This window comes from Elusimicrobiota bacterium, from assembly GCA_016218575.1.
Lineage (GTDB): Bacteria > Elusimicrobiota > Elusimicrobia > UBA1565 > UBA9628 > JACRDN01.
The window spans coordinates 295,312-316,463 of the sequence record JACRDN010000019.1 but is presented as its reverse complement, the minus strand read 5'-3'; the positions used below and the strand labels follow the sequence as shown (position 1 = coordinate 316,463).

Genomic DNA, 21,152 nt, shown 5'->3' with positions numbered 1-21,152 from the left:
GGATAACTTTTCTTCTCTCAGGGATTGATCGGCGTGGCCGGAGTCAAGGCAACCGCGGGCGCAGGTCCGCGGGGCGCCGCTTTCGGCGCGGCCGGGGCCTTGGCTTTGGCGGGAGCGGACTTCGAGGGTCCGGCCCCTTGTTTCGCGAACGCCTTCATGGAATTACCAGCGCGCGAGGGCTTTGCCGCCTTTGCGCGGCGCGGCCCGGCAGCCCCGCTTCGAGGTCGCGCGGAAGGCAGGTACTTGATCACCTCGACCTTCACGATCGGTTTTTCCTCCGGCTCGGGTTTCTGATCGGGCTCCGCGGTCGGCACGGACTCGGGGGAAGGCTCTGGCTCCGGGAACTCGGAGGAGCGGTCCTGGGCCCCATCGGGAGATGTGTCGGGGCCCACGGGCTGGGCCGCGAGCCACGCGCCTAAAGCCAAAACCAGCCAAAATCTCGCGAGCATAGGTTGCTATAATACTATGATGCCTGATCATAGCAAAAATATGACGAGGACCGAGCCTCGCGAGTTGGTCCACTTCCCGGCCTCGACTTCCGAACGCAAGCGCTACACCAGGCGCATCTACCAGCTTTTCCAGGAGCATCTATCCAAGAACGGCCTGCGCCTCACTGGCCAGCGCCGACTCATCCTCGACTATTTCCTGAAGGCCGACCGGCACCTGAGCCAAGAGGACATCTACCTGGCTCTCCGACAGCACGGCCTGGGTAGAGCCACGGTGTTCAGGACCCTCAAGATGCTCGAGGAGTCCAAGCTCGTCAACCATGTGGTCGGCAGCACCGGAACCCCGCGCTTCGAGGTGAATCTGGAGAGGCCCCACCACGACCACCTCATCTGCGTCGAGTGCGGCCGCATCCAGGAGGTGCTCTGGCCCAAACTCGAGGAGATACAGGAAAAGACCTGCCGCAAGGTCGGGTTCGAGCCCAAGTGGCACCGGCACGAGGTGTTCGGCCGATGCCGGCGCTGCGCCCGCGAGCGCCCTTGAAGCTGCACACCATCGCCTTGGGCTGCCAGATGTCGGCCGCGGATGGGGCCGAGATGTCGCGGCCTTTCTACCAACGGGGGTTTTCCGCGGCGGATTCTTCCGACCAGGCCGACGCCATCCTCATCAGCACCTGCACCGTGCGCCAGCACGCAGAGGACCGGGCCCTCTCCCTCATCGGCGCCCTGCGCCCCTGGAAGGAGGCCGTTCCCGAGCGCATCCTCATCGTGGCGGGCTGCGCGGCCGAGCGCCTGGGGCCATGGATCCGATCGCGCTTCCCTTACGTGGATCTGGTGGTGGGGGCCAAGTCCATCGAGCAATTCCCGGCCCTTGTCTCCCGGGCCCTGGAGGAGCGCTTCGATGGGCTCAAGGAAAACCGCGATCATTTTCCGGCCTCGGGCGAGTTCTCGGCAACGAACTCGCCGGCCACGGCCTACGTCACGATCATGAGGGGCTGCAATTACTCCTGCTCCTACTGCGTCGTTCCCTCCGTGCGCGGCCGGGAGCTCTACCGGCGTCCCCAGGAGATCTTGGGGGAAGTCGAGATGCAGGTTGCCCGCGGGGCCCGAGAGGCGACCTTGCTCGGACAGACCGTCAACAGCTATCGCTCGGCGGCCGAGGAGCGGGCGATCGGGTTTCCCGAGCTCCTGAGGCTCCTGGACGCGGTGCCGGATCTCGCGCGCCTGCGCTTCATGAGCCCGCACCCGTATTACGTGGACGAGGCCTTCGCGGCGGCCATGGCCGAATGCCGGACTCTTTGCCCCTTCCTCCACCTTCCGGTTCAATCCGGCTCCAACCGCCTCCTCAAGCTCATGCGGCGCAATTACACCCGCGAGTCGTATCTGGAGAGAGTCAAGCTCTTGAGAAACGCCCTTCCGGGCATTGTCTTCTCGACCGACATTATAGTAGGATTGCCTTCGGAGAGCGAGGAAGATTTCCGGGAGACTCTGTCTCTCTTGGAGGAACTCTCCCCGGCCTCGGTTTACAGCTTCAAGTATTCTCCCCGGCAGGCCACCGAGGCCGCCTCTTGGGCCGACGACGTCCCCCAGGAGGTCAAGGAGGAAAGGCTGGGGAGGCTTAACGCGGCGATCGAAAAATTGACGGTGGGCGCCCTGCGCTCGGAGATTGGCAAAAAAGTGGAAGTACTCTGCGAGCAGCAAGATTTCGGCCGGACCCGGGAAGGCTTCAAGGCCCGGTGGAAGAACAAGCTCCTGGCGCCAGGCACCTTGGCGAGCCTGTCGGTCACGAGCGCCACAACCCGCACTTTGCTGGGAGAAATCCAATGACCCCCAAAAAACCGCAAGCCGCCGACACCGATAACAAATTCGCCGAGCGCCGGCGTTTCGCGCGCTTCCCGGTCATGAGCGGTGTGGTGGAGCCGATCACCGTGAATTTCGACGCGAACGACGGTCCGGGAGCCTCACAAGGCCAGCCCGCGATCCTGACCAATCTCTCGGCCGGCGGCATGTCCTTGATCCTCTTCCTCGAGCCTCCCCGCACCAAGAAGCTCGAGATGCTGCTGTCCATTCCCGGGCTCGACAAGGTTTCCCTCGAAGGCAAGGTCGTGCGCGTGAGCGAGAAAGGCCAGACCTACAACGTGGGCATCGCCTTCACCAAGATCAGCAAGAAGCACCAGAAGCAGTTGAGCCTCATGGCCCAGGACCACGGCGACTGCGACATGCGCATCGCCCTGCGCCTGCCCGAAGCCTGCGTTTCCAGCTGCCACTTCCACGACTTGTGCGCCAAGCCCCAGAAAGGCCCTTATTGGTGAAAGACACCAGCCGGAACGGCTGGTGTCAGAAGTGCTGCTTAGGGCCTTAGCGTGTCTGCCACCACCATAGTCGTCGTCGGTCCCACCGCGGCGGGAAAAACCGAGCTGTCCGTGGCCTTGGCCCGCGAAATCGGCGGAGAGATCATCTCGGCCGACTCAAGACAAATCTACAAGCGCCTGGACGCGGGAACGGCCAAGCCCGCCCGCGACTCCCAGGGCCGCGTCGAGGGCGTGCCCTATCATCTGCTGGACATGCTAGAGCCCGAGGAAGCCTTCGACGCGGGGCGTTTCGCGCGCCTGGCCGAGGGCTTGGAACGGAATATACGCGACAGGGGCGCCATCCCGATCCTGGCCGGCGGCACTGGGCTGTACGTGAAAGCATTCCTCCAAGGCCTGGCTCCCATGCCTGGGCGCGACGAGGCCCTGCGCCGAGAACTCGCGGCGTTGGCTTCGGAGCGCGGGGGACGCTTCCTCAAGGAAAAGCTTCTCCGCGTCGATCCCGAGGCCGCGCGAAGAATCCCGGACAACAACGCGCAGAGACTGATCCGGGCCTTGGAAGTCTACAAGCTTTCCGGCCGGCCCATCTCGAGCTTTTGGGCAATGCCCGCTTCACGCAAGCCCACCGCCTCCTTCCTCATCGACTGGCCGCTGCCCGCGCTCAAGGCCCGGATCGCGCGCCGCGCCGAGGCGCAATGGCCCGGCATGCTCGCGGAAGCCAGAGAGCTTATAAGCCGCGGCTACGGCGGCCATGAGCCCGGTCTCCAAAGCCTGGGCTACCGCGAGGCCCTGCAAGCCGTCAAAGGAGAGATATCCTCCGCGCATGGCCTCTCCGAGCTCGTACAGCTCACGCATGCCTACGCCAAACGCCAGCGCACCTGGTTCCGGCACCAAATCCAGGCCCAAATCATCCCCGGCGGCCCCCTCGAGCGCATGCTCGAGGATCTGCTCTCGGCCATCCATGCCCAGCGCGGCTCCTGAGAAAGCCCTTCTGGTCGGGGTGGGCCTCAAAAGGGAGGCCTCCTTGACGGCCTCGAGCCTCGAGGAGCTCGAACGCCTGGCCGAGACCGCGGGAGCCCGAGTGGTCGGAGTCTTCTCCCAGCTCCTGGCCCGGTTTCATCCGGCCTCTCTGATAGGGGAGGGGAAAATGGAGGAGATCGCGGCCGCGGTGAAATCCCTAAGCGCGGGGACCGTGATCTTTGACATGGAGCTCTCCGCCTCCCAGCAGAGGACCCTGGAAAAATTCTGCAAGGCCAAGATCATAGACCGCACCCGCCTCATCCTCGACATCTTCGCGCAGCGCGCCAGGACCAGCGAGGGCCGCCTCCAGGTGGAACTCGCCCAGCTCTCCTACATGCTCCCCCGGCTGACCGGAGCCTGGCGCGGGTTCTCCCAGCAGGTGGGAGGCATCGGAACCCGAGGGCCCGGAGAGCGCAAGCTCGAATACGAGCGGCGCCACATCCAATACCGGATCATCCACCTCCAGCACGAGCTCGAGCGAGTGCGCAGGGACCGGGAACTCCGCCGCGAAAGGCGCCTGTCGGTCCCCGTGCCCCAAGTGGCCCTCATCGGCTACACCAACGTGGGAAAATCCACCTTGCTTAACGCGCTCACCCGCGGGGCTCCCGTCTACGCCGATGACAAGCTTTTCGCCACTTTGGACCCGACCTCGCGGCGGGTGCGCCTGCCCGAAGGGTTCTGGGCCGTGATGACCGACACGGTCGGCTTCATCCAGCGCCTGCCCACCAACCTCGTGGCGGCCTTCCGCGCCACTCTAGAGGAAGCGCGCTGGGCCGACTGCCTGCTCCTCATTTCCGACGCATCCTCCCCCGATCGCAAAAGCCAAGAGGAGGCGGTGCAAGGCATATTAAAAGATCTGGGCGCCCAAGGCGTGCCGCAAGTCAAGGTCCTCAACAAGGCCGACCGTCTGCCCGCCTCCGAGCGCCGCGGGCTTCAACACGAGGAGCCCGGGGCCCTGCTCGTCTCCGCGGCCACGGGGGAAGGCCTGCCGGAGGCCCTGAAGAAAATCCAGGGGCTCTTGAGCCGCCGATGGCTTCTCCGGGAGCTCGACATGCCTTACTCCGCCAAGGCCGCCGTGGCCGAGGTCTACCGCTCCTGCCAGGTGCTTTCCGTAAAGCACCTCAAGGACAGGGCCCGGTACCGACTGCGCATGACGCAGGAGAATTGGGAGCGGCTTCAAGCCAAGACCAAGGCCCAGCGGTAAAACTTTGCTACACTCACTTTCTATGCTGGGTCCGGGAGCGTGGGGGCTGGTTCTGCTAAGCTATTTCGCGGGCGCTGTTCCCACCGGGTACTGGGCGGTCAAACGCCTGAGAGGCCTGGACATCCGAGAGCACGGGTCGGGAAACCCGGGCACGGCCAATGTCTATCGCGTGGCCGGGGCGGGCCCTGGCGCTATCACGCTTTTAGGCGACGCTTCCAAGGGCTATTTACCGGTCTATCTCGCCCAACAGCTCTACCCGCGCCAACTCGCCGTGGCCGTGCTCTGCGGGGCGGCGGCCATCATCGGCCACGACTGGACGATTTTCCTGGGCTTCAAGGGCGGCAAGGGCGTGGCCACCTCGGCCGGGGTTTTCGCGGCACTCCTGCCCAAGGCCGCGGCCGCCAGCGCCATGGCCTTCATCCTGGGAACGGCCTTCTCCGGCCATATATCGGTGGGCTCGCTCGCCGCCGCCCTAGTCCTGCCCCTGGGCGCCGGGCTCTGCGGAGCTCCCGCCGCGCTTACTTCAATGTCGGCCTGTGCTGCCGCTCTCATTTTGTTCAAGCATATCCCCAACATGAAGAGGCTCTGGAAAGGGTCGGAGCTGGGCGTCCATGGCCGATAACCTCAAGATCACCGTGCTCGGAGGGGGACTCTGGGGCACGGTTCTGGCCGACCATCTGAGTCGGGGCGGCTTCGGAGAAGTCCGGCTCTGGGAGTTCGTCCCGAAGCTGGCCGAGGGGCTGGCCCGCAGCCGCAGTCACCCGCATATCCCGGGCTTCGACCTCCACACGGGAGTGGAGGTCACCTCGGACCTCGCCATGGCCGCGGAGCAAGCGGGGCTCGTCCTCTTCGTTCTCCCTTCGGCGTTCGTGCGTCAAACGGCCAGGAAGCTCAGGAGCTTCCTAGGAAAAGCCCGTCCATTGCTTATCAACGCCTCCAAGGGCATCGAGCCCGGGAGCCTCCGCACCATGGGCGACGCCATCCTGTCGGAGCTGCCGCGGGGCGTTTGCCTGTGCACCCTCTCTGGCCCGAGCTTCGCGCGGGAAGTCGCCAAGCAAATCCCGACCTGCTTGGTCCTGGCCGGGCCGGCCGCCGCGGGCCGCAAGCTCCTGCCCTTGTTCAACGCGGGGGCCCTGCGCGCGCGCTGGAGCCCGGACCGCAGGGGCGTGGAGCTCGGGGGCTCTCTCAAGAACGCTCTGGCCATCGGCTGCGGGATCTTGGACGGGCTCAAGGCCGGAGCCAATACCAAGGCGGCGCTGCTCATCCAAGGCATCGCGGAAATGGGAGAGCTCATAGAGCGCTCCGGCGGCCGCCGAGAGACGATTTACGGGCTGGCCGGACTCGGAGATCTCATCGCCACCGGGACCTCTCCGGAGTCGCGCAATCGGGCCTTCGGAGAAAAGCTGGGGGAGGGCAAGACCCGCGAGCAGGCCCTCAAGGAGATTCCCACCGTGGTGGAGGGAGTCGAGGCCTCAGCCAGCGCCCGGGCCCTCTGCCGCAGGCTAAAGCTCAAGGCTCCCGTGCTCGAGGCCATCTGGCAGGCGGTCCATGGCGGACGCGATTCGGAAATTGTCATTAGCGCGCTGGGTTTCTCTCGTGGTACAATAGATGGGCCTTAAAGCAAGGCCACGGATGGCTAAAAACGACAAGGAGTCCTCCAAGGAAAAGAATCCCGAGCCCCAAGAGCGGGAAGTGAGGATCTATTCCCTGGCCACCACGGTCAACGAATGCATCATTTTCCTGGAGGAGCTTGCCGGCAACCGGCTTCTGCCCATTTGGATCGGGCTGACCGAGGGCCAGGCCATCGCCATCCGCTTCTCCGGCATCGTCCTGCCCAGGCCCCTTACCCACGACCTTCTTCTTTCCATCACCAAGGGCCTGGGCTACGACGTCCAAAAAGTGGTGATTTGCGACATCAAGGACAACACTTTTTACGCCAAGATCCACCTCCATAAGGGAAGCTCCTCCCTGGCAGTGGACTCGCGCCCCTCGGACGCCATCGCGGTGGCGGTGCGGTCGGGCTGCTCCATACTCGTGGAGGAGAAAGTCTTCAACCGCTGCCAGACCTTGAGCAAGCCGATCACCGAAGAGGAAGTCGGCAAGTTCAAGTCGGAGCTCAAGAATCTCAAGCCGGAGGACATCTTCAAGGGGCTGCAAGGAAAGAAAAACGAGCCCGGGAAAGACGATCCTAAAAAGTAAGGATAAGGAAGCAGCGATGAATAGACTCGACATCATCAGGGCAGTAGCCAAAGTCCTCTCCACCAAGGGGGAGGCGGCGCGCGCCGTGGAAACGACTTTTGACACCATACGAGAAGCCCTCAACAAGGACCAAAAAGTCGTGATCTCCAATTTCGGCACGTTTCGCGTCAAGCACCGCCAGCAGCGCCAGGGGCGCAACCCCAAGACCGGCGAGAACGTCATGGTGCCGCCCCGCAAGGGCGTGCGCTTCAAGGCATCCAAGAATTTGCTGGGCTAGGACAAGGAACTGCTCAGGATGGCTATCGACCGGCCCATCCTGCCGGAGCAGGAGTCGTTCACGATGGGCGAGGTGAGCCGACTGCTTCGCGTGCCGCCGCACACTTTGAGGTACTGGGAGGCGCGGATAGGCTTGCTCAAGCCCTCCCGCAGGTCGAGCGGACACCGGCGCTACAGCCGGGAGGACATAGAGACGATTTGCCGCATCAGGGAATTCGTGGAACGAAGAAAAATGACCATGGCCGGCGCCAGGAAAGCCCTCCTCGAGGAAAGGAGGGGGGCGCGCGCGCAAGGCAAGGACGCGGCGGGGGGGGCGGTTCCTTCCTCGACGCTCAAGCTCCTGCGCGAGATCAAGAAGGAAATTCGCATCCTGGTCGAGGAGCTCAAGAATTCGTGAGCCCGAGACAGCATGGGGCATCAGTGCATATGGTCGGGGACTGGCTCAATGGTAGAGCGCTCCCTTGGGGTGGGAGAGGCTCCGGGTTCGATTCCCGGGTCCCCGACCATGCGCACTGATTTTCGGGGTATAGCTCAATTGGCAGAGCGCTTGGTTCGGGACCAAGAGGTTCTGAGTTCAAATCTCAGTACCCCGATGTTTTCCCCCGCGTAACCAAATTGCAACAACTTGTCTTGTATACTTGACAATATAGTAGAATCGCAAGGGGTAAGCCCTTGACGCGTCTATATCTGCGCTTGAGCGGCCGCGTGCAGGGCGTCGGCTACCGGTGGTTCGCGCGCGACATGGCTTCGAAGCTCGGCCTGACCGGCTGGGTGCGCAACCGCCGCGACGGATCGGTGGAGCTGGAAGCCCAAGGCAAAGGCGAGGCCCTGGAACGGTTTCAAGCGATTTTGAGAAAAGACCACCCTTACGCGCGCGTGGACGAGTTGGAGAGCCGCCCTCTGGCGGCTCGAGAGGGAGAGGAGTCCTTCAATATCCTGGCGGAGGAGGCTGAATAGGAGCCAAATGGAACCCAGCACGGACACGATAAGCCAATACTTTCGAGGCATCCAGAAGCTGGTCCTGGTCGACCGCGAGGAGATGCACAAGCTCTGGAGGAAGGCCAAGCGGGGAGACCGCGACGCCAAGCAGCGAATCATGGAGGCCAACCTGCGGCTCGTGGTTCCCTTGGCGAAGAAATACCACCGCCAGGGCATCGACTTCATGGATTTGATCGAGGAGGGAAACCTCGGCCTCATGCACTCCATCGACAAATTCGAGCCCAAGAAGGGCTACCGCTTCTCGACCTACGCCTCCTACTGGATCGAGCAGTCTATCCGCCGCGCGGTCGAGGAGCAGTCCAAGACCATCCGCATCCCTCCCCACGCCTGGGAAGCCCTGCGCAAGTGGCTCAAGCAGTGGGAGAAGATGCACGCGCTTCTGGGCCGCGACCCCACCTTGGCGGAGATGGCGCGCAAGATGCATTGGACGGCCCGCCAGGTGCGCGGGGTCTTGGACGCCGCCGAGGCCGCCAAGGGGATGGGCTCCCTAGAGGCCCCCATCGACAGCGAGGACGAGAGCATCACGGTCGAGGATATGATCTCGGAGTCGAACAACCAATCGCCGGAGAACCTCATCGCCGTACTCAAGCTCCATGACGAGCTCAACCAAGCCCTGCGCGAGATCGGCGACCGCGAGCGCATGATCCTGGAGTTCCGGCACGGACTCACCGGCCAGACCCCCATGACCTTGGAGGAGGTGGGCAAGAGGCTCAAGCTCTCGCGCGAGCGCATACGGCAGATCGAGGAAAGAGCGCTTCTGCGGCTGCGGCGGGTGGCCAACCGCATGGGGCTCATCGAGGTCTCGGAGACCCGGTCCATGACTCCGAACCTCCAGCCAGGCTGGAACGCCCCGAAGGTGCGGACCGACATCCTGGGCCAGGTGATTCCCAAGGGCCGGCGGACCGCTCCCACCGCCGCGCAGATCGCGAGGAAGCCTCAATCCGCCGTGCCCCGCCAATGGCTCTCCGCCTCTCATTCCAAGTCGGGCAAGAAAATCCCGGCCAAGAAAAGGTGACTCCCATGACCGCTTCCGCGAAATCCATAGATCTCAAGTCCCTCATCCAGGATGTGCCGGACTTCCCCAAGAAAGGAATCATCTTCAAAGACATCACTCCCATGCTGGCCGATCCCCAGGCCTTCGCCTCGGCCATAGACCGCATGGCCGAGCCCTTCCTCGGACGCGGCATCCGCATCGTGGCAGGGATCGAATCGCGGGGGTTCCTCCTGGCCACTCCCATCGCCTACCGCCTGGGAGCGGGCGTGGTGCCCATCCGCAAGAAAGGCAAGCTCCCCCGGCGCACGCACTCGGCGAGCTACGACCTGGAGTACGGGCAGGACCACATCGAGGCCCACGCGGACGCCTTCGCCGCGGGGACCAAGGTCCTCATTGTGGACGACGTCCTGGCCACGGGCGGCACCGCCGCCGCGGCCTGCGAGCTCATCGAGAAGATGGGGGGAGCCCTCGAGGGGATCGCATTCCTCATCGAGCTCGGATTCCTAAGCGGCCGCCGCAAGCTCCCCGGCAGGAAGATCCACTCGCTTCTGGCCTATTGAATTACCGCGCTCCCTTGACGCGAACCTGGTGGATGTCGCCAGGCATTATTCGAACGTGCCCGCCCTTGTTGTCGGGGTCATCCATGATGGGCCGGGATCGTCCGTCGAAACCCAGCCAAAGCACGTAACCCCGCGGCACGCCTCCCGAGCCCCGGGATCCCTCCACCCTTAGCGGCTCGACCGAAATCAGCGACCCGCCCAGAGCCGGTATGGGGTCGAGCGCCAAGGTCAGGCTGGCCGGAGTCTTTACGTAGCCGGGCGCGGAGGAGTATGCCACGTGGGCGTTGACCGGGGTCCCCTGTCGAACGATCAAATGCTCGCCCACGCGCACGTCCCTGGCCACCTCGAATAGGCAGGCCTGGCCCAGTAGCGGGCGTTCATTGTCGGGCTTGGCGTGCTCCGTGTTCAACGCGGAGCTGCTGCGCAGGCTGATGATAGTCCCCTCGGGCAGGCGCGCGACCGCGTTGGCCCAGCCCCGGGGCGCGCCGAGACAAAGGCCCAGGGCGATCATCGTCTTCACGAGGTAATTGTAGGCCCCGCGCCGGCCGGGGTCGAGGGCCGAATGGTCTAGGCCGAGCCGGGCCAAAGGTCCTACCCGTGTCTTTAAATCCTTTGTAGAATAAAAGAAGTGACTCGACTCCCCATCCTCATCCTGCTGGGATTTGCTCCCATCGCAAGCGCCGAGAACATTTGCCGCGAATACGGGATGACGCACGGCCTTTTCTCGATGCGCCCCGACGGCACCGATCTGCGGCTGATCCGGAAGCTGAAGACGGCCGTGTCCTATGACAAGGTGCGGCCGTCTCCCGACATGAAACGCATGGTATTCCTTGAATGCGTCGAGGATATCGATGACAACTGCCTTTGCGACGAATCGGAATACAAGGCGAAGCAAGTCGTCATCGCGGATATGGACGGCTCCAACCGCGCGGTGATCGGCAAGCCAGAGGGGGGCTTCAACGATTACCCGAACTGGTCTCCCGACGGCGGATCCGCGATCTACATGCATTCAAGCGCGTCGAGCGCCTCCGCCCCCGACCTGTACCGCTACGACGCGCGCTCGGGCGCTTTGCGGAACTTGACCAATACGCCGGAATTGATGGAAAGCGACAATCATTGGAACGAGAACGGGACAATCACCCTCGTCGCTCAGGACTGGCGGCGAGGCAAGCCCGGAATCGGGAATGTTTTCGCCTTCCCCGCGGATCGTCCGGAAGATTGGACACAGCTCACTTACTTCACGGCCGACCTGGGACGCCATTGCTGCGCGGCCGACCCCAAGTATTCGCCGGACGGCTCCCAGTTGGTCTATTCGCGCAAGGTCGCAGATGACGAAGAAGACGGAAAGTGGGAAATCGTCCTGCGAGCCCAAGACGGCAGCGAGCAAATATTGAATCAGGGCCAGGCGCGTGGTTATTGGCCGATGTGGAGCCGGGATGGCCGCAGGTTGCTGTGGGTCTCTTTCGATGGAACCTACTCCATCGTCGTGAAGAATCTTCAAGATGGCGCAAGCCGCAGCATCCCCCTGGTCGGCGGCGGCGTCCGGGTGCCTCTGGGAAGAAACACCGTGATCTTCGGCCGCGTGGGCTGGCCCTCCTGGATCGGCGGCGGCGATCAGAGGATATTCTTTCCCGGCACATATCTCGAGGTGAAGGGATCGGCCTCACGGCAACAATTTTCCCCTCCCACAAGCCATGAGTGAACCTTCGTCAAACCCCGAGACTCGCATCGCCCTATTTCAGCGTAAGGAAGTCCGCCGCACCATCCATAACAACGAATGGTGGTTCGTCGTGGAGGACGTCGTCCTCGCGCTGATCGACTCTCGCGACGCCAAGCAGTATATCCAGCGTCTAAAACAACGCGACCCCGAACTTCGTAAAGGATGGGTACAGATTGTACATACCCTTCCCGTGCCCACCGAGGGGGGGCCGCAGGCGATGCTATGCGCCAACACCGAGGGCGTTTTCCGCCTGATCCAGTCCATCCCAAGCCCCAGAGCCGAGCCGTTCAAGCGCTGGCTCGCCAAGGTCGGCTACGAGCGCATCCAAGAGATCGAGGACCCCGAACTCGCCACCAAGCGCACCCGCGCGCTCTACAAGGCTAAAGGCTACTCCGACGACTGGATCGAGAAGCGGATGCGCTCCATCACCATCCGCGACGAGCTGACCGACGAATGGAAGAAGCGCGGAGTGAGAGAACAGCGCGAGTACGCCATCCTCACCGCCGAGATATCCAAAGCGACCTTCGGCATGACGCCCGGCCAATACGCCGAGTTCAAGCGCCTCAAGCGCGAAAACCTCCGCGACCACATGACCGATCTCGAGCTGATCTTCTCCATGCTGGGCGAAGCCGCCACCACCGAGATCGCCCGCAACCGCGACGCCCAGGGCTTCTCCCAGAATAAGCACGCCGCCACCGCAGGCGGATCGGTGGCCGGCAACGCCCGCCGCGAACTGGAAAAAAAGAGCGGGCGGAAAGTCGTTACCCGAGAGAACTATCTCTCTTTGGCGCAGTCGGCGAAGAGAGCCAAGCAGTTGACGCGTAAAACTCCAAAGCGAAACAAGAAAGGCCCTAAGAGGGCGGCATGAAAATGGGCCTCATCTTTATCGGGGTTGAATTATGCGTGCTGGCGATCGGCTTACTTCTATCTCGTTTTCTGTTGACCGAGCCCCGCCATCTGATGCCGCAGTTAAATTCGGATGTTTGGATGAAGGCGTTATTATGGTCCATACTACCGGCCGGCCTCGCGGCAGCCATGGCTCTAACATCCTTCGGCCCATTCCTTGCCGTTCAGGAACTCTTCAAGAATGGGCGGGGCAGAGAGTTAATTCAAAGCAATCTGATATTGGTCGCGCTTGGCTGTTTGCTCGCGGGCGGTAGCGAGGAACTGCTATTTAGAGGTGTTTTACAGACTCGATGGGGGTTAGTCATCGCGTCTCTGGTGTTCGGTGTACTCCATGCGACATCCCCGGTGCATTTTGTCATTGCTTCCCTACTTGGAGTTTATTTCGGCTTTGCCTTCCAGCGTTCCGGCAACAACCTGTTCGTTCCCGCCGTCGCTCATGCCATCTGTGACTTTACATTCATGTTGCTGTTCCGACTAGCTCTGCCGCTCGCTCCTTCTGAAATAGTAAAATGATTTGTTGGTTTTTTAGTCGCCCCGATAGCTCAATGGATAGAGCTAAGCTCCAATATACTAGGGGACGATTCGTATTAAGAACACAGGATTCCCCCTGCAAGACATGAACCAAGCTACGCCAAAAGCAGGGACGGAAGATGCGCGTGAAGCACGCAGGATCGAAGACGCTGGAGAGATTGGAGCCGCTTTTGAAGCATGAAGCAGCTCCGGATGTGCTGCCTGGGCTCAAGGAAAAATCCGCCGGCGTCTTTTATCGAGGGTCAAAAGCCTTCCTGCATTTTCACGCGGGCAAAAATCACAATCGCATCGCAACAGCAGATTCTATTGCGCAAGCTGAAGGAGGCCGTATTCATGAAGAAAACGATGATTGAACCTGCGCGGTTGAACAAAAACTCGACAGGGATAGTGAAGCACATCGCCTTCACGATGTACCCGGTGAAGGACATGCCGCGTGCACGGCAGTTCTACGAGGGGGGGCTCGGCCTAAAGCTCACGAACAACTTCCGGGACCAGTGGGTCGAGTACCACCTCAATAACGGCTGTTTCGCCATCACGACCATGGCCGAAGACGTAGCTCCCAGCGCCAACTCAGGAGGCAGCATCGCCTTCGAGGTGGATGACGTGGACGTGATGGTGGATAAGCTGCGCGCCAGGAAGGCCGTCGTCAAGATGGAACCTTTCTCGACTCCGGTGTGCCGTATGGCCGTGGTGCTTGACCCCGAAGGAAATGCCATTTCAATTCACGGGAAAAACCCAGGGCGATAAAGCTAGAACAGCCAATAAATTTGTAAAATACGATCGATTCGCCCCGATAGCTCAATGGATAGAGCTACTCCGTCCTAAGGAGAGGATGGGGGTTCGATTCCCTCTCGGGGCAGTTCTATTTTTTGTTTTTGGGGGAATATGTCATGAGCAAACATTGGGTCAGGCAGCAGGTCAGGCACAACGAGCTCCAGGACGTCCTGGAAAGGGGGCTGGTTTGGGTCAAGGGCCACCGCCGGGCCGCGGCCATCGCCATAGGCCTGATTCTTCTCCTGTCCCTCGTGGGAGGGGGGACCTACCATGTCCGGCGCAACCAAAACGCCCAAGCCTGGCAGAGCTTGGGTCTGGCCCAGAGCATGGCCTTCAGCGGCATGCCCGACCAGGCCTTGAAGCAAATACAGGAAACCTCGGCCAATTATCCCAACACCCAAGCCGCCGGCTATGCCCGCCTCCTGGCGGGGGACCTTCATTTTCTCAAGGGGCAGTATAAGGAAGCCTTGGCCGAGTATTCCGCGCTCTCCGAGGGCTCGGCTCCCGAGGTTTTGAAGCCCCTGGCCGTGGGCAATGTGGGGCTGGCCCAAGAGGCCCTTGGGCGATGCCGGGACGCCGCCCAGACCGACCAGCGCTTCCTCGACTCCTATTCCGAGCACTTCCTAGCGCCCCAAATCCACAGTTCTCTGGCCCGCTGCCTCAAGGCCCTAGGGCAGGCCGACCAAGCCAAGGCCGCGTATCAAAAAATAGCGCTTCAGTACCCCGAGACCTCCTGGGCCGCATGGGCCAAGGCCCAAACCGCACTCCCTAGCAGCAAATAATAAAAGACGGCTCTAGAAAACGGCAGCTTCCCGCTCGCCGTCTCGGGGCTTTTTTGCTTGCGCGGGCTTTCACCGCCCTGCCGCGAAAAATCAGCCTCTTGTAATGTTTAATAACACTAAACAACACATCATGGACTGGGTCAAAAAATAAATGGCACTTCATGACACGTCAAGCCTATTGACACAAAATGGATATGTTTATTAGAATCAGGCCGTTACAATGAAGGAGGCTCAGTGCAACTGACGCAGATGCAAGGCCGCAAGCCGACCGGAGAGAGAGCTTGCGGTCCAGTGCGCCGCCGTCAACTGAGGCGCAAGCCTAGCTTGCGGAACTCCTCTGCAAAAAACGTAGGCCCCGCCAGAAGCGGGGTATAAGCAAACGTATCCCCGCCTCGGGTGGGGCTTACGAAACTAAGGAGGACAGAAATAGAATGAAGAAGCTCCTGGGACTTACGTTAGCCCTGGCGATGCTCTTTCCGTATAGCCAGGCTAGCGCCGAACTGCTGAAGAACCTCAAGGTCAGCGGTCAACTCGACATACAAGCCACCGCCGCACGCAACACCGTGGACTTCGCGACCCGGGCCAACCCGCTCGGTGCCGGATCCGTAGTCCCGGCCTCGTTCAACAACAATGACCGCATCAGCGACACTCAGACCCGGCTCATGGTGAACCTGGATTGGGACCTCTTGGACGATGTCCATTCCAAGGTAACCCTGCGCAAGAACAACAGGGTCTGGGGCACAGGCGGCGTGGCCGGCTCCGACTACGTGCAGGGCACGGCCGCCGCGGGCGGCAGCGAGACCCTGAGCACCGCGGGGTCCAACGTGCTCGGCCGCATCGCGGTGGATCAGGCAAACGTAAAAATCGACAAACTCGCGGGCGACGCTGACGTCACCGTGGGCCGCCAGTTCTTCGGCGACTCCGGGGACCTCATCATCTACTTCGGACCCTCCGACAAGGCCATGTACGGCATGAACGTGACCGCCATCGACGCGGCGCGCTTCGACTGGGCCAACGACAACATGGGCCTCACGGCCCTGGTCGGAAAGACCAGCATCGGAGCCGGAGTCGGCGGTATTCCTCAGAACAGCATCAACGTCCGCGGCCTCGTCCTTTCCTGCAAGCGGCATGAAAATGTCCACCCCGCCGTCTACCTCTGGAACCGCCAGACCCAGAACGGCAGCGCGGCCGCGGCCAACGGCGGATTGGGCGCTCCTTCCTCCGACGCGGCGGCCGTCGCCGGAGGCAAGAACGACAACCTTTACGTCCTGGGAGCCAAAGTGAAGGCCACCATGGGCGGAGCCTGGGTCAAGGGCGAGATCGCCAAGAACTTCGGCGACAACCGCGTGGCCGGAACCGTGGCCACCCACGGCGCCAAGACCTACACCGGCTTTGCCTTCCTGCTTAACGGCGGGTACAAGGCCGAGGTCAACGGAGTCGGAGCCGTCACCCCCTGGGGCGAGTTCGGCTACGGCACCGGAGCCGGGGATCGCCGCTCGGCCACCAACGAGCAGTTCACGGCCATCGCTGGCGACTACCGCCCGGGCAGCATTTCCGGGCGCTTCACCAACGCCAGCGGCGCCGCTCTGGGCGCCTTGGTTCCCAATGGAGTCGGCGCGACCGGCATCTCCCCCGCGACCCTCTCCAACGCCGTCCTCTACGGCTTCGGCGTGAAGGTCAATCCCGCCTCTTTGGCCAAGCTCACGGCCGGGCTTTCTTACTGGGACTTCAGCGCCCAGAAGCTCTTGACCGCCGAGGGCAATCGCAGGCCCTTGGGCGGCAACAAGCATGTGGGCTCCGAGGTAGACCTGGACTTCGAGTGGAAGCACTCGGACAACATCGGTCTCGGCTTCGGCTGGGGCACCTATCAGCCCGGCGGGCTGATCAAGGAAGGAAACCAGAGCGTTGCAGCCGGCGGCGGGACGGCAGTTTCCCAGCAGCCGACCAACCCGGCGACCTTGGCCTACATGGACATGCGCGTTAGGTTCTAAACTTAACCAACTGTTCCAAAAAAAAGGGACCCCCCCGGCGACCCCGGGGGGGTCTTCTTTTTATTACAATAGAAATTCAAGACCGTCAACCATGCAAATTCCAGCAGTTCTTCTGACAATAGCGGCAGGTTGCGCGGCTTGGGCCGTGCCGGGGGGCGTTTCTTTCGATGGCTCCAAACCACCCATGGACAGCCCGGCCGCGGTCATGCCCATGCTACCCCGCATAATTGCCCAAAAATCCCCGGTGGAACCTTACGTCGACTTCATCAAGCAGAAGGGTCAAGACCCCATTCCGTTTGTCCTGGACAAGCTGGACAAATTCCGCCTCGTATTCCTTGTGGAGGGGAGGCATTTCAACGCGGATCAGTATCAATTCTTAAAAGAACTCATACGCAACGAGGACCTTATCGCGAAAGTTGGCCACATTTTTGTTGAGGTCGGCTCAATCAACATGCAGCCCGCGCTGGATGCTTTTTTTAACGCGGACACCCTGAACAGAACGACTCTCCTGAAGGTTTACCAGAACAGCAGTTGGGCCATTGGTTGGGACAATCTCGCTGTCGTGGAATTTATGGAAGAAATATGGCGGATCAATAAAAGCCGTCCCATTAAGAAACGACTCAAAGTGCATTTAACGGACATGCCCTGGGACTGGGACAAAATCCGCACCCGCGAAGATTACGATAAGGCCTACGCCACTCTGGACCAACGTGATTTCCACATGTACAAGGTCGCCAAGGAAACGCTCGATCAATCGCCCGATGAAGGCTCCAAAGGCATTTTTATCATCAACACGCGGCACGGAACCATTAATCTTAGAAGACAAGATGGGACCTTCGGCGACAATACGGCCACGTATTTCCATCAGCGCCATCCCGGATTTTCATATTCGATCAAAATTCATGACGCGAACCCTTATTATGACACCCAGACAAAAGAATCGCATACTCTAAGAATTCAGCACGGACTTTGGGATACGGCCTTCAGGCTGGCCGACAGAGCTCCCGTGGCCGTCCCTTTCGATCAAAGCAGCCCCTTCGCTCAAACGCCCTTCGACGGAATTTCGACCAACTACCGCGTCGATGGCCAGACATACAAGGACGCTTATGATGCCACCTTATATCTAAAGCCTCTCGAAAAATACTCCGGCAACGCCACAATCCCGGAGTACTTCCAAGACTCAGCCTATGTCCAAGAAGTAAAACGAAGATGGGCAATCGAAAGGGGGAACAATGACTTCCAACCTTACCCTCCCCAACCAGCGCGCCCTCAATACGTGAATGAGGACGGAACGCCGCGAATCGAAGAACCTGAAGATGCCTGGACTAAAGAATGATCTTTAGTGTCTGGCAAATTTGATAGGATTTTTTCAAATGCGCGCCCCAGCGTTGGCCCTAGTCCTGCCGTTTTTGGCCGCCTCGGCGCGGGCCTCCAACCTCGACGTCACGGCCGCCTACCGCCTGCGCGCCCTCTCCTACACGAACCTGGACCTAAGCTCGGCGAACTCCTCCAACAAGCGCTCCTTCATCGAGAACGACGCCCGACTGGGGTTCGCGGTGCGAAAGATCGCTCTTGAAGACGCGGCGGGGGCGGAGGAGCCGAGCCTGGACGTGGCCATCCTCCTGCGCGCCTTGGGGGTCTCTGGTTCGACCGCGACCCTCTCAGCGCCCTTTGATAGGGCGGCGGCCATCTACCCGAGCTCGAACTTCACCCCTTTCTTCGAGAACGCCTACATCAAGGCCAACCATCTGTTCGGCAAGAATCTCGAGGCCGTCTTCGGGCGGCAGAGCTACAAGCTGGGAAGCGGGCTCCTCCTCGATGATGACGGGGCCGGGCTCACCGGAATCAAGGCCGGAGGGGAGCTCCCATGGGGGGGGCTCAAGCTCGAGGGCTTCGTCTTCCAGGACAAGAACCCCCTGTTTGGGGCGCCCAACAACCTGGATCTCCTGGGGCTGTCCCTGAGCCTGCCCACCGATGGGCTCTGGCAGTTAAGCCAGCTCCTGGAGCGGGATAGAACCGTCCAAACCGTGTTCGGCTGCGCGAACACGACCTGGGTGGGCCAGAATTGCATGATTTCGAAGGCCATGCGGAGCTTCACGAGCCTGCATTACCAGATGAGCTACGGCCCCCTGGTCTTCGATGGGGAGCTCGCCTTGGAGCGGGGGGCGGGAACCCCCACCGGGGGCGTTCCCTTGGCCAACCACGTCACCTATCAAGGAGACGCGCAGGTATTCAAGGCCAAATGGAAGCAGAACCTTCCCCGCCTCGGGGAAGGCATCGCCCGCCTCTCGGTGGCCAGAGCCAGCGGAGACAAGCCGGGGACGCCCACCACCGACGAGGCTTTTTTTCCAACCCGGGGACACCGCTACAACGGTCTCGAGCGCGGCGGCTTCGGCGATTTCTTCGGGGCCTCCCCTTATGACGCCTGGGGGGGCAATTACGCGGTCTCCAGCGGCCTCAACGCCAACGCCAGCGGCATCTTGGTGGCGGGAGGGGGCTTTACCCCTCCGGCCTACAAGGGAGTGGCCCTGGACCTGGATTATTTCCTGTTCCAGGCCGACAGGATACGCGCGGGACCCCGCAATTTGGGCTCGGAATGGGATTTTAGGCTGCGCTACCAGATCCAAGACCGTTTCACCCTCTCCGCCTCCGCGGCCCTGTTCAGCGTGGGTTCCGCCTCGAACGCGGCCCATGGCAGCGCCCACAAGTACGCCCTCGAAGCCTCCGGTCGGTTCTAGGTCGAATCGCCCTCCACCAGGCCGCCTTGGAGATCGCCTCCTTGCGCCGGACGGCTACGCTTCGAGCCGAATTCGAAAGGCAAAATCAACTCCTGAAAAAGCTGGCCAAAGAACTGAAATCCTTGCCTTAAAATTACACGGCCGGCCTGAAATCAGCGGCTCATCCGAGCATCGAACTCCGCATTTTTAAGTCAGAGACTCTTCTGCCCTGGTTTTTCTCAGCGAGAGGGGGAGAATTCCGCCGTCTTACATAGTTTTTTCTACGTGGAAACTTTCATTTTCTCGAGGAGGGGGAAAACCTAAATCCCCCCTGACTTCCCCCTCCGCTTCCCATAATTATCCACAGCGCTATCCACATTTCACTGTCTTATATTTGGCATAAAATTTTTCATTAAGATTTTAATGTCATAAGTTTTGACTTATACTGCGTGTTTAATTCGCTATAAAACAATATTCACCGAATATCCACATGTCATTGACTTATAAATATCTATTTGACAAAATCACGACATGCCGGAAGACAAGCCCCATCGCATCAAGATCAAATGGCCCAACGGCGCCGAGTTCGAGGCCGAAGGGACCCCCGAGTTCATCTACCGGGAAAGGCGGGAATTTACGAGCCTTTGGAACAGGCCGGGGAGCGTGGAAACATCCCTCTATGGGCCTCAAAACGCTCTAGGGCATCCCAATATCGCCTGGGACGTACTCACCGAGGCCAAGGGCCGGAACATCCAATTGCGGGCCAAATTAAGCCAGGATAAGAGCGAAAAAGACGCCTGCCTGGTGCTCCTGGCCGCCTCTCAAAAACTCCTCAACCAGCCCAAACCCACGGCCACCCAGCTCGCCAAGTGGCTCAGAGCCTCCGGCTACCCGATCTTGCGCATGGACAGGGCCCTCCAAGAAGGCGTTGCGAAGGGCGAAATCCTCTCCTCGGGATCGCGCCGCGCCCGCCGCTACGAGCTTACCGCCCCCGGCCGCCTAAAAGCCTACATCCTGGCCAATCAGCTGACCGCGGCCATCACCGGCCTGTCGTAAGGGGGCCTCCCGCGGGGGCGGATTCTACTACTAACGATAATAAATATTATGTTTCATAATATGGCAAGAGAACAACCCTGGGCCATCAAGAATCTTTCTCAGAAAATTCACAATTCCCCATGAAAATGAATGCGTTTTTAAATTAACCGTCGGGTTTTGTGAGATTTCCAAAATTGGCGGTCCTGGGGCTTCCACAGCCCTTCCCCCAACCTCCTGACGGCCCGAAATACACCGCTCAAAATGGGCAAAAAGTTGCCAATTCCCGGGGAATTTCAATAAGCCCGGAATCCCCGGACGGCGCTTTTAAAAAACCATGGCACCAAGGAAAGGCGGGCAGGCAGATCCGGACAGGACCCCAAAAGGCAAGGGCTGGAAGCAGGCGAAAAGTTGGCAAGTTTTCGGCTGATTTTCAGCTCAATTCGGGCCCTTCTGGGAAAACCAGCGAAGCAAGCTCGGTGGAGGCAAAAACCAGAAGGGCGGGAAGGCTGAACTCAGCCCAAAAATCAGCGCAATTTCAGGAAAGGCTGGAAAGACCAGAGAAGAACCGAAGGCAGAACTCTCATGAAGGACGATTCCTAAAAAAACCACGGGAGGAAGCTCCCGCGGAGAAAAATCCGGAAAACTTGCGAACCGCGACAACGGTTCTCTGAAAAAAAGACAGCCCGGACTCT

At 60.9% G+C, this 21,152-nt stretch carries 25 protein-coding genes and 3 tRNA genes; 26 read left to right on the top strand and 2 right to left on the bottom strand.

Features of this window, described 5'->3' with window-relative positions:
• Positions 1 to 17: 17 nt before the first annotated feature.
• The gene (locus HY921_09680; GenBank protein MBI5631138.1) at positions 18 to 449 is read right to left on the bottom strand and encodes a hypothetical protein; all 432 of its coding nucleotides are present in this window, start codon (positions 447 to 449) and stop codon (positions 18 to 20) included.
• A gap of 19 nt (positions 450 to 468) precedes the next feature.
• On the opposite strand from HY921_09680, the gene HY921_09675 reads away from it, so the two are divergent.
• The 15 genes from HY921_09675 (at position 469) to HY921_09605 (ending at position 10,004) form a co-directional block, all read left to right on the top strand.
• On the top strand, positions 469 to 987 hold the full coding sequence (locus HY921_09675) for a transcriptional repressor (GenBank protein ID MBI5631137.1): 519 nt from the start codon (positions 469 to 471) through the stop codon (positions 985 to 987).
• Positions 957 to 2,270, top strand: coding sequence for a tRNA (N6-isopentenyl adenosine(37)-C2)-methylthiotransferase MiaB (miaB, locus tag HY921_09670; GenBank protein MBI5631136.1), 1,314 nt, complete (start codon positions 957 to 959; stop codon positions 2,268 to 2,270). The genes HY921_09675 and miaB overlap by 31 nt, the downstream gene beginning before the upstream one ends.
• On the top strand, positions 2,267 to 2,755 hold the full coding sequence (locus HY921_09665; protein MBI5631135.1) for a PilZ domain-containing protein: 489 nt from the start codon (positions 2,267 to 2,269) through the stop codon (positions 2,753 to 2,755). Before miaB ends, HY921_09665 begins: the two co-directional genes overlap by 4 nt.
• A 51-nt stretch (positions 2,756 to 2,806) precedes the next feature.
• A complete protein-coding gene (gene miaA, locus HY921_09660; GenBank protein ID MBI5631134.1) occupies positions 2,807 to 3,733 on the top strand; it encodes a tRNA (adenosine(37)-N6)-dimethylallyltransferase MiaA in 927 nt (308 codons plus the stop codon).
• Positions 3,714 to 4,976, top strand: a complete 1,263-nt coding sequence (gene hflX / locus HY921_09655; protein MBI5631133.1) for a GTPase HflX — start codon at positions 3,714 to 3,716, stop codon at positions 4,974 to 4,976. The genes miaA and hflX overlap by 20 nt, the downstream gene beginning before the upstream one ends.
• 22 nt (positions 4,977 to 4,998) lie before the next feature.
• A complete protein-coding gene (plsY, locus tag HY921_09650; protein MBI5631132.1) occupies positions 4,999 to 5,598 on the top strand; it encodes a glycerol-3-phosphate 1-O-acyltransferase PlsY in 600 nt (199 codons plus the stop codon).
• Complete coding sequence (locus tag HY921_09645) at positions 5,588 to 6,595, top strand: NAD(P)-dependent glycerol-3-phosphate dehydrogenase (protein ID MBI5631131.1); 1,008 nt, start codon at positions 5,588 to 5,590, stop codon at positions 6,593 to 6,595. Before plsY ends, HY921_09645 begins: the two co-directional genes overlap by 11 nt.
• A 13-nt stretch (positions 6,596 to 6,608) precedes the next feature.
• A complete protein-coding gene (locus HY921_09640) occupies positions 6,609 to 7,175 on the top strand; it encodes a bifunctional nuclease family protein (GenBank protein MBI5631130.1) in 567 nt (188 codons plus the stop codon).
• 16 nt (positions 7,176 to 7,191) lie between these two features.
• Positions 7,192 to 7,452: an HU family DNA-binding protein gene (locus tag HY921_09635; protein ID MBI5631129.1), complete on the top strand. Its 261-nt coding sequence runs from the start codon at positions 7,192 to 7,194 to the stop codon at positions 7,450 to 7,452.
• A gap of 18 nt (positions 7,453 to 7,470) precedes the next feature.
• Positions 7,471 to 7,848: a MerR family transcriptional regulator gene (locus tag HY921_09630; protein MBI5631128.1), complete on the top strand. Its 378-nt coding sequence runs from the start codon at positions 7,471 to 7,473 to the stop codon at positions 7,846 to 7,848.
• A 34-nt stretch (positions 7,849 to 7,882) separates the two neighbouring features.
• Positions 7,883 to 7,957 (top strand) — tRNA-Pro (locus HY921_09625).
• Positions 7,958 to 7,971: 14 nt separating this feature from the next.
• Positions 7,972 to 8,044 (top strand) — tRNA-Pro (locus HY921_09620).
• Between the two features lie 79 nt (positions 8,045 to 8,123).
• Positions 8,124 to 8,408: an acylphosphatase gene (locus HY921_09615; GenBank protein MBI5631127.1), complete on the top strand. Its 285-nt coding sequence runs from the start codon at positions 8,124 to 8,126 to the stop codon at positions 8,406 to 8,408.
• A 7-nt stretch (positions 8,409 to 8,415) separates the two neighbouring features.
• Positions 8,416 to 9,465 (top strand): sigma-70 family RNA polymerase sigma factor, encoded by a 1,050-nt coding sequence (locus HY921_09610; GenBank protein ID MBI5631126.1) that lies wholly within the window; start codon positions 8,416 to 8,418, stop codon positions 9,463 to 9,465.
• 5 nt (positions 9,466 to 9,470) lie between these two features.
• Entirely contained in the window at positions 9,471 to 10,004 is a 534-nt protein-coding gene (locus HY921_09605) for an adenine phosphoribosyltransferase (protein MBI5631125.1), read from the top strand.
• A 1-nt stretch (position 10,005) separates the two neighbouring features.
• Here the strand turns inward: HY921_09605 and HY921_09600 are convergent, their stop codons facing one another.
• Complete coding sequence (locus HY921_09600) at positions 10,006 to 10,524, bottom strand: hypothetical protein (protein MBI5631124.1); 519 nt, start codon at positions 10,522 to 10,524, stop codon at positions 10,006 to 10,008.
• Positions 10,525 to 10,632: 108 nt separating this feature from the next.
• Between HY921_09600 and HY921_09595 the strand changes: the two genes are divergently transcribed.
• The 11 genes from HY921_09595 to HY921_09545 all read left to right on the top strand — a co-directional run bounded on the left by HY921_09595 (position 10,633) and on the right by HY921_09545 (position 20,481).
• A complete protein-coding gene (locus HY921_09595) occupies positions 10,633 to 11,706 on the top strand; it encodes a PD40 domain-containing protein (GenBank protein MBI5631123.1) in 1,074 nt (357 codons plus the stop codon).
• Entirely contained in the window at positions 11,699 to 12,592 is an 894-nt protein-coding gene (locus HY921_09590; GenBank protein ID MBI5631122.1) for a Bro-N domain-containing protein, read from the top strand. The genes HY921_09595 and HY921_09590 overlap by 8 nt, the downstream gene beginning before the upstream one ends.
• Complete coding sequence (locus HY921_09585; GenBank protein ID MBI5631121.1) at positions 12,589 to 13,143, top strand: CPBP family intramembrane metalloprotease; 555 nt, start codon at positions 12,589 to 12,591, stop codon at positions 13,141 to 13,143. The genes HY921_09590 and HY921_09585 overlap by 4 nt, the downstream gene beginning before the upstream one ends.
• 137 nt (positions 13,144 to 13,280) lie before the next feature.
• Positions 13,281 to 13,514 (top strand): hypothetical protein, encoded by a 234-nt coding sequence (locus HY921_09580; protein ID MBI5631120.1) that lies wholly within the window; start codon positions 13,281 to 13,283, stop codon positions 13,512 to 13,514.
• Positions 13,515 to 13,545: 31 nt separating this feature from the next.
• A complete protein-coding gene (locus HY921_09575; GenBank protein MBI5631119.1) occupies positions 13,546 to 13,908 on the top strand; it encodes a VOC family protein in 363 nt (120 codons plus the stop codon).
• A 40-nt stretch (positions 13,909 to 13,948) separates the two neighbouring features.
• Positions 13,949 to 14,020 (top strand) — tRNA-Arg (locus tag HY921_09570).
• A gap of 31 nt (positions 14,021 to 14,051) precedes the next feature.
• A complete protein-coding gene (locus tag HY921_09565) occupies positions 14,052 to 14,717 on the top strand; it encodes a tetratricopeptide repeat protein (GenBank protein MBI5631118.1) in 666 nt (221 codons plus the stop codon).
• A 431-nt stretch (positions 14,718 to 15,148) separates the two neighbouring features.
• Positions 15,149 to 16,708, top strand: a complete 1,560-nt coding sequence (locus HY921_09560) for a hypothetical protein (GenBank protein ID MBI5631117.1) — start codon at positions 15,149 to 15,151, stop codon at positions 16,706 to 16,708.
• A 91-nt stretch (positions 16,709 to 16,799) separates the two neighbouring features.
• On the top strand, positions 16,800 to 18,044 hold the full coding sequence (locus HY921_09555; protein ID MBI5631116.1) for a hypothetical protein: 1,245 nt from the start codon (positions 16,800 to 16,802) through the stop codon (positions 18,042 to 18,044).
• A gap of 37 nt (positions 18,045 to 18,081) precedes the next feature.
• Complete coding sequence (locus HY921_09550) at positions 18,082 to 19,446, top strand: hypothetical protein (GenBank protein MBI5631115.1); 1,365 nt, start codon at positions 18,082 to 18,084, stop codon at positions 19,444 to 19,446.
• A 510-nt stretch (positions 19,447 to 19,956) separates the two neighbouring features.
• The gene (locus tag HY921_09545; protein ID MBI5631114.1) at positions 19,957 to 20,481 is read left to right on the top strand and encodes a hypothetical protein; all 525 of its coding nucleotides are present in this window, start codon (positions 19,957 to 19,959) and stop codon (positions 20,479 to 20,481) included.
• The last annotated feature ends 671 nt before the right edge of the window (positions 20,482 to 21,152 follow it).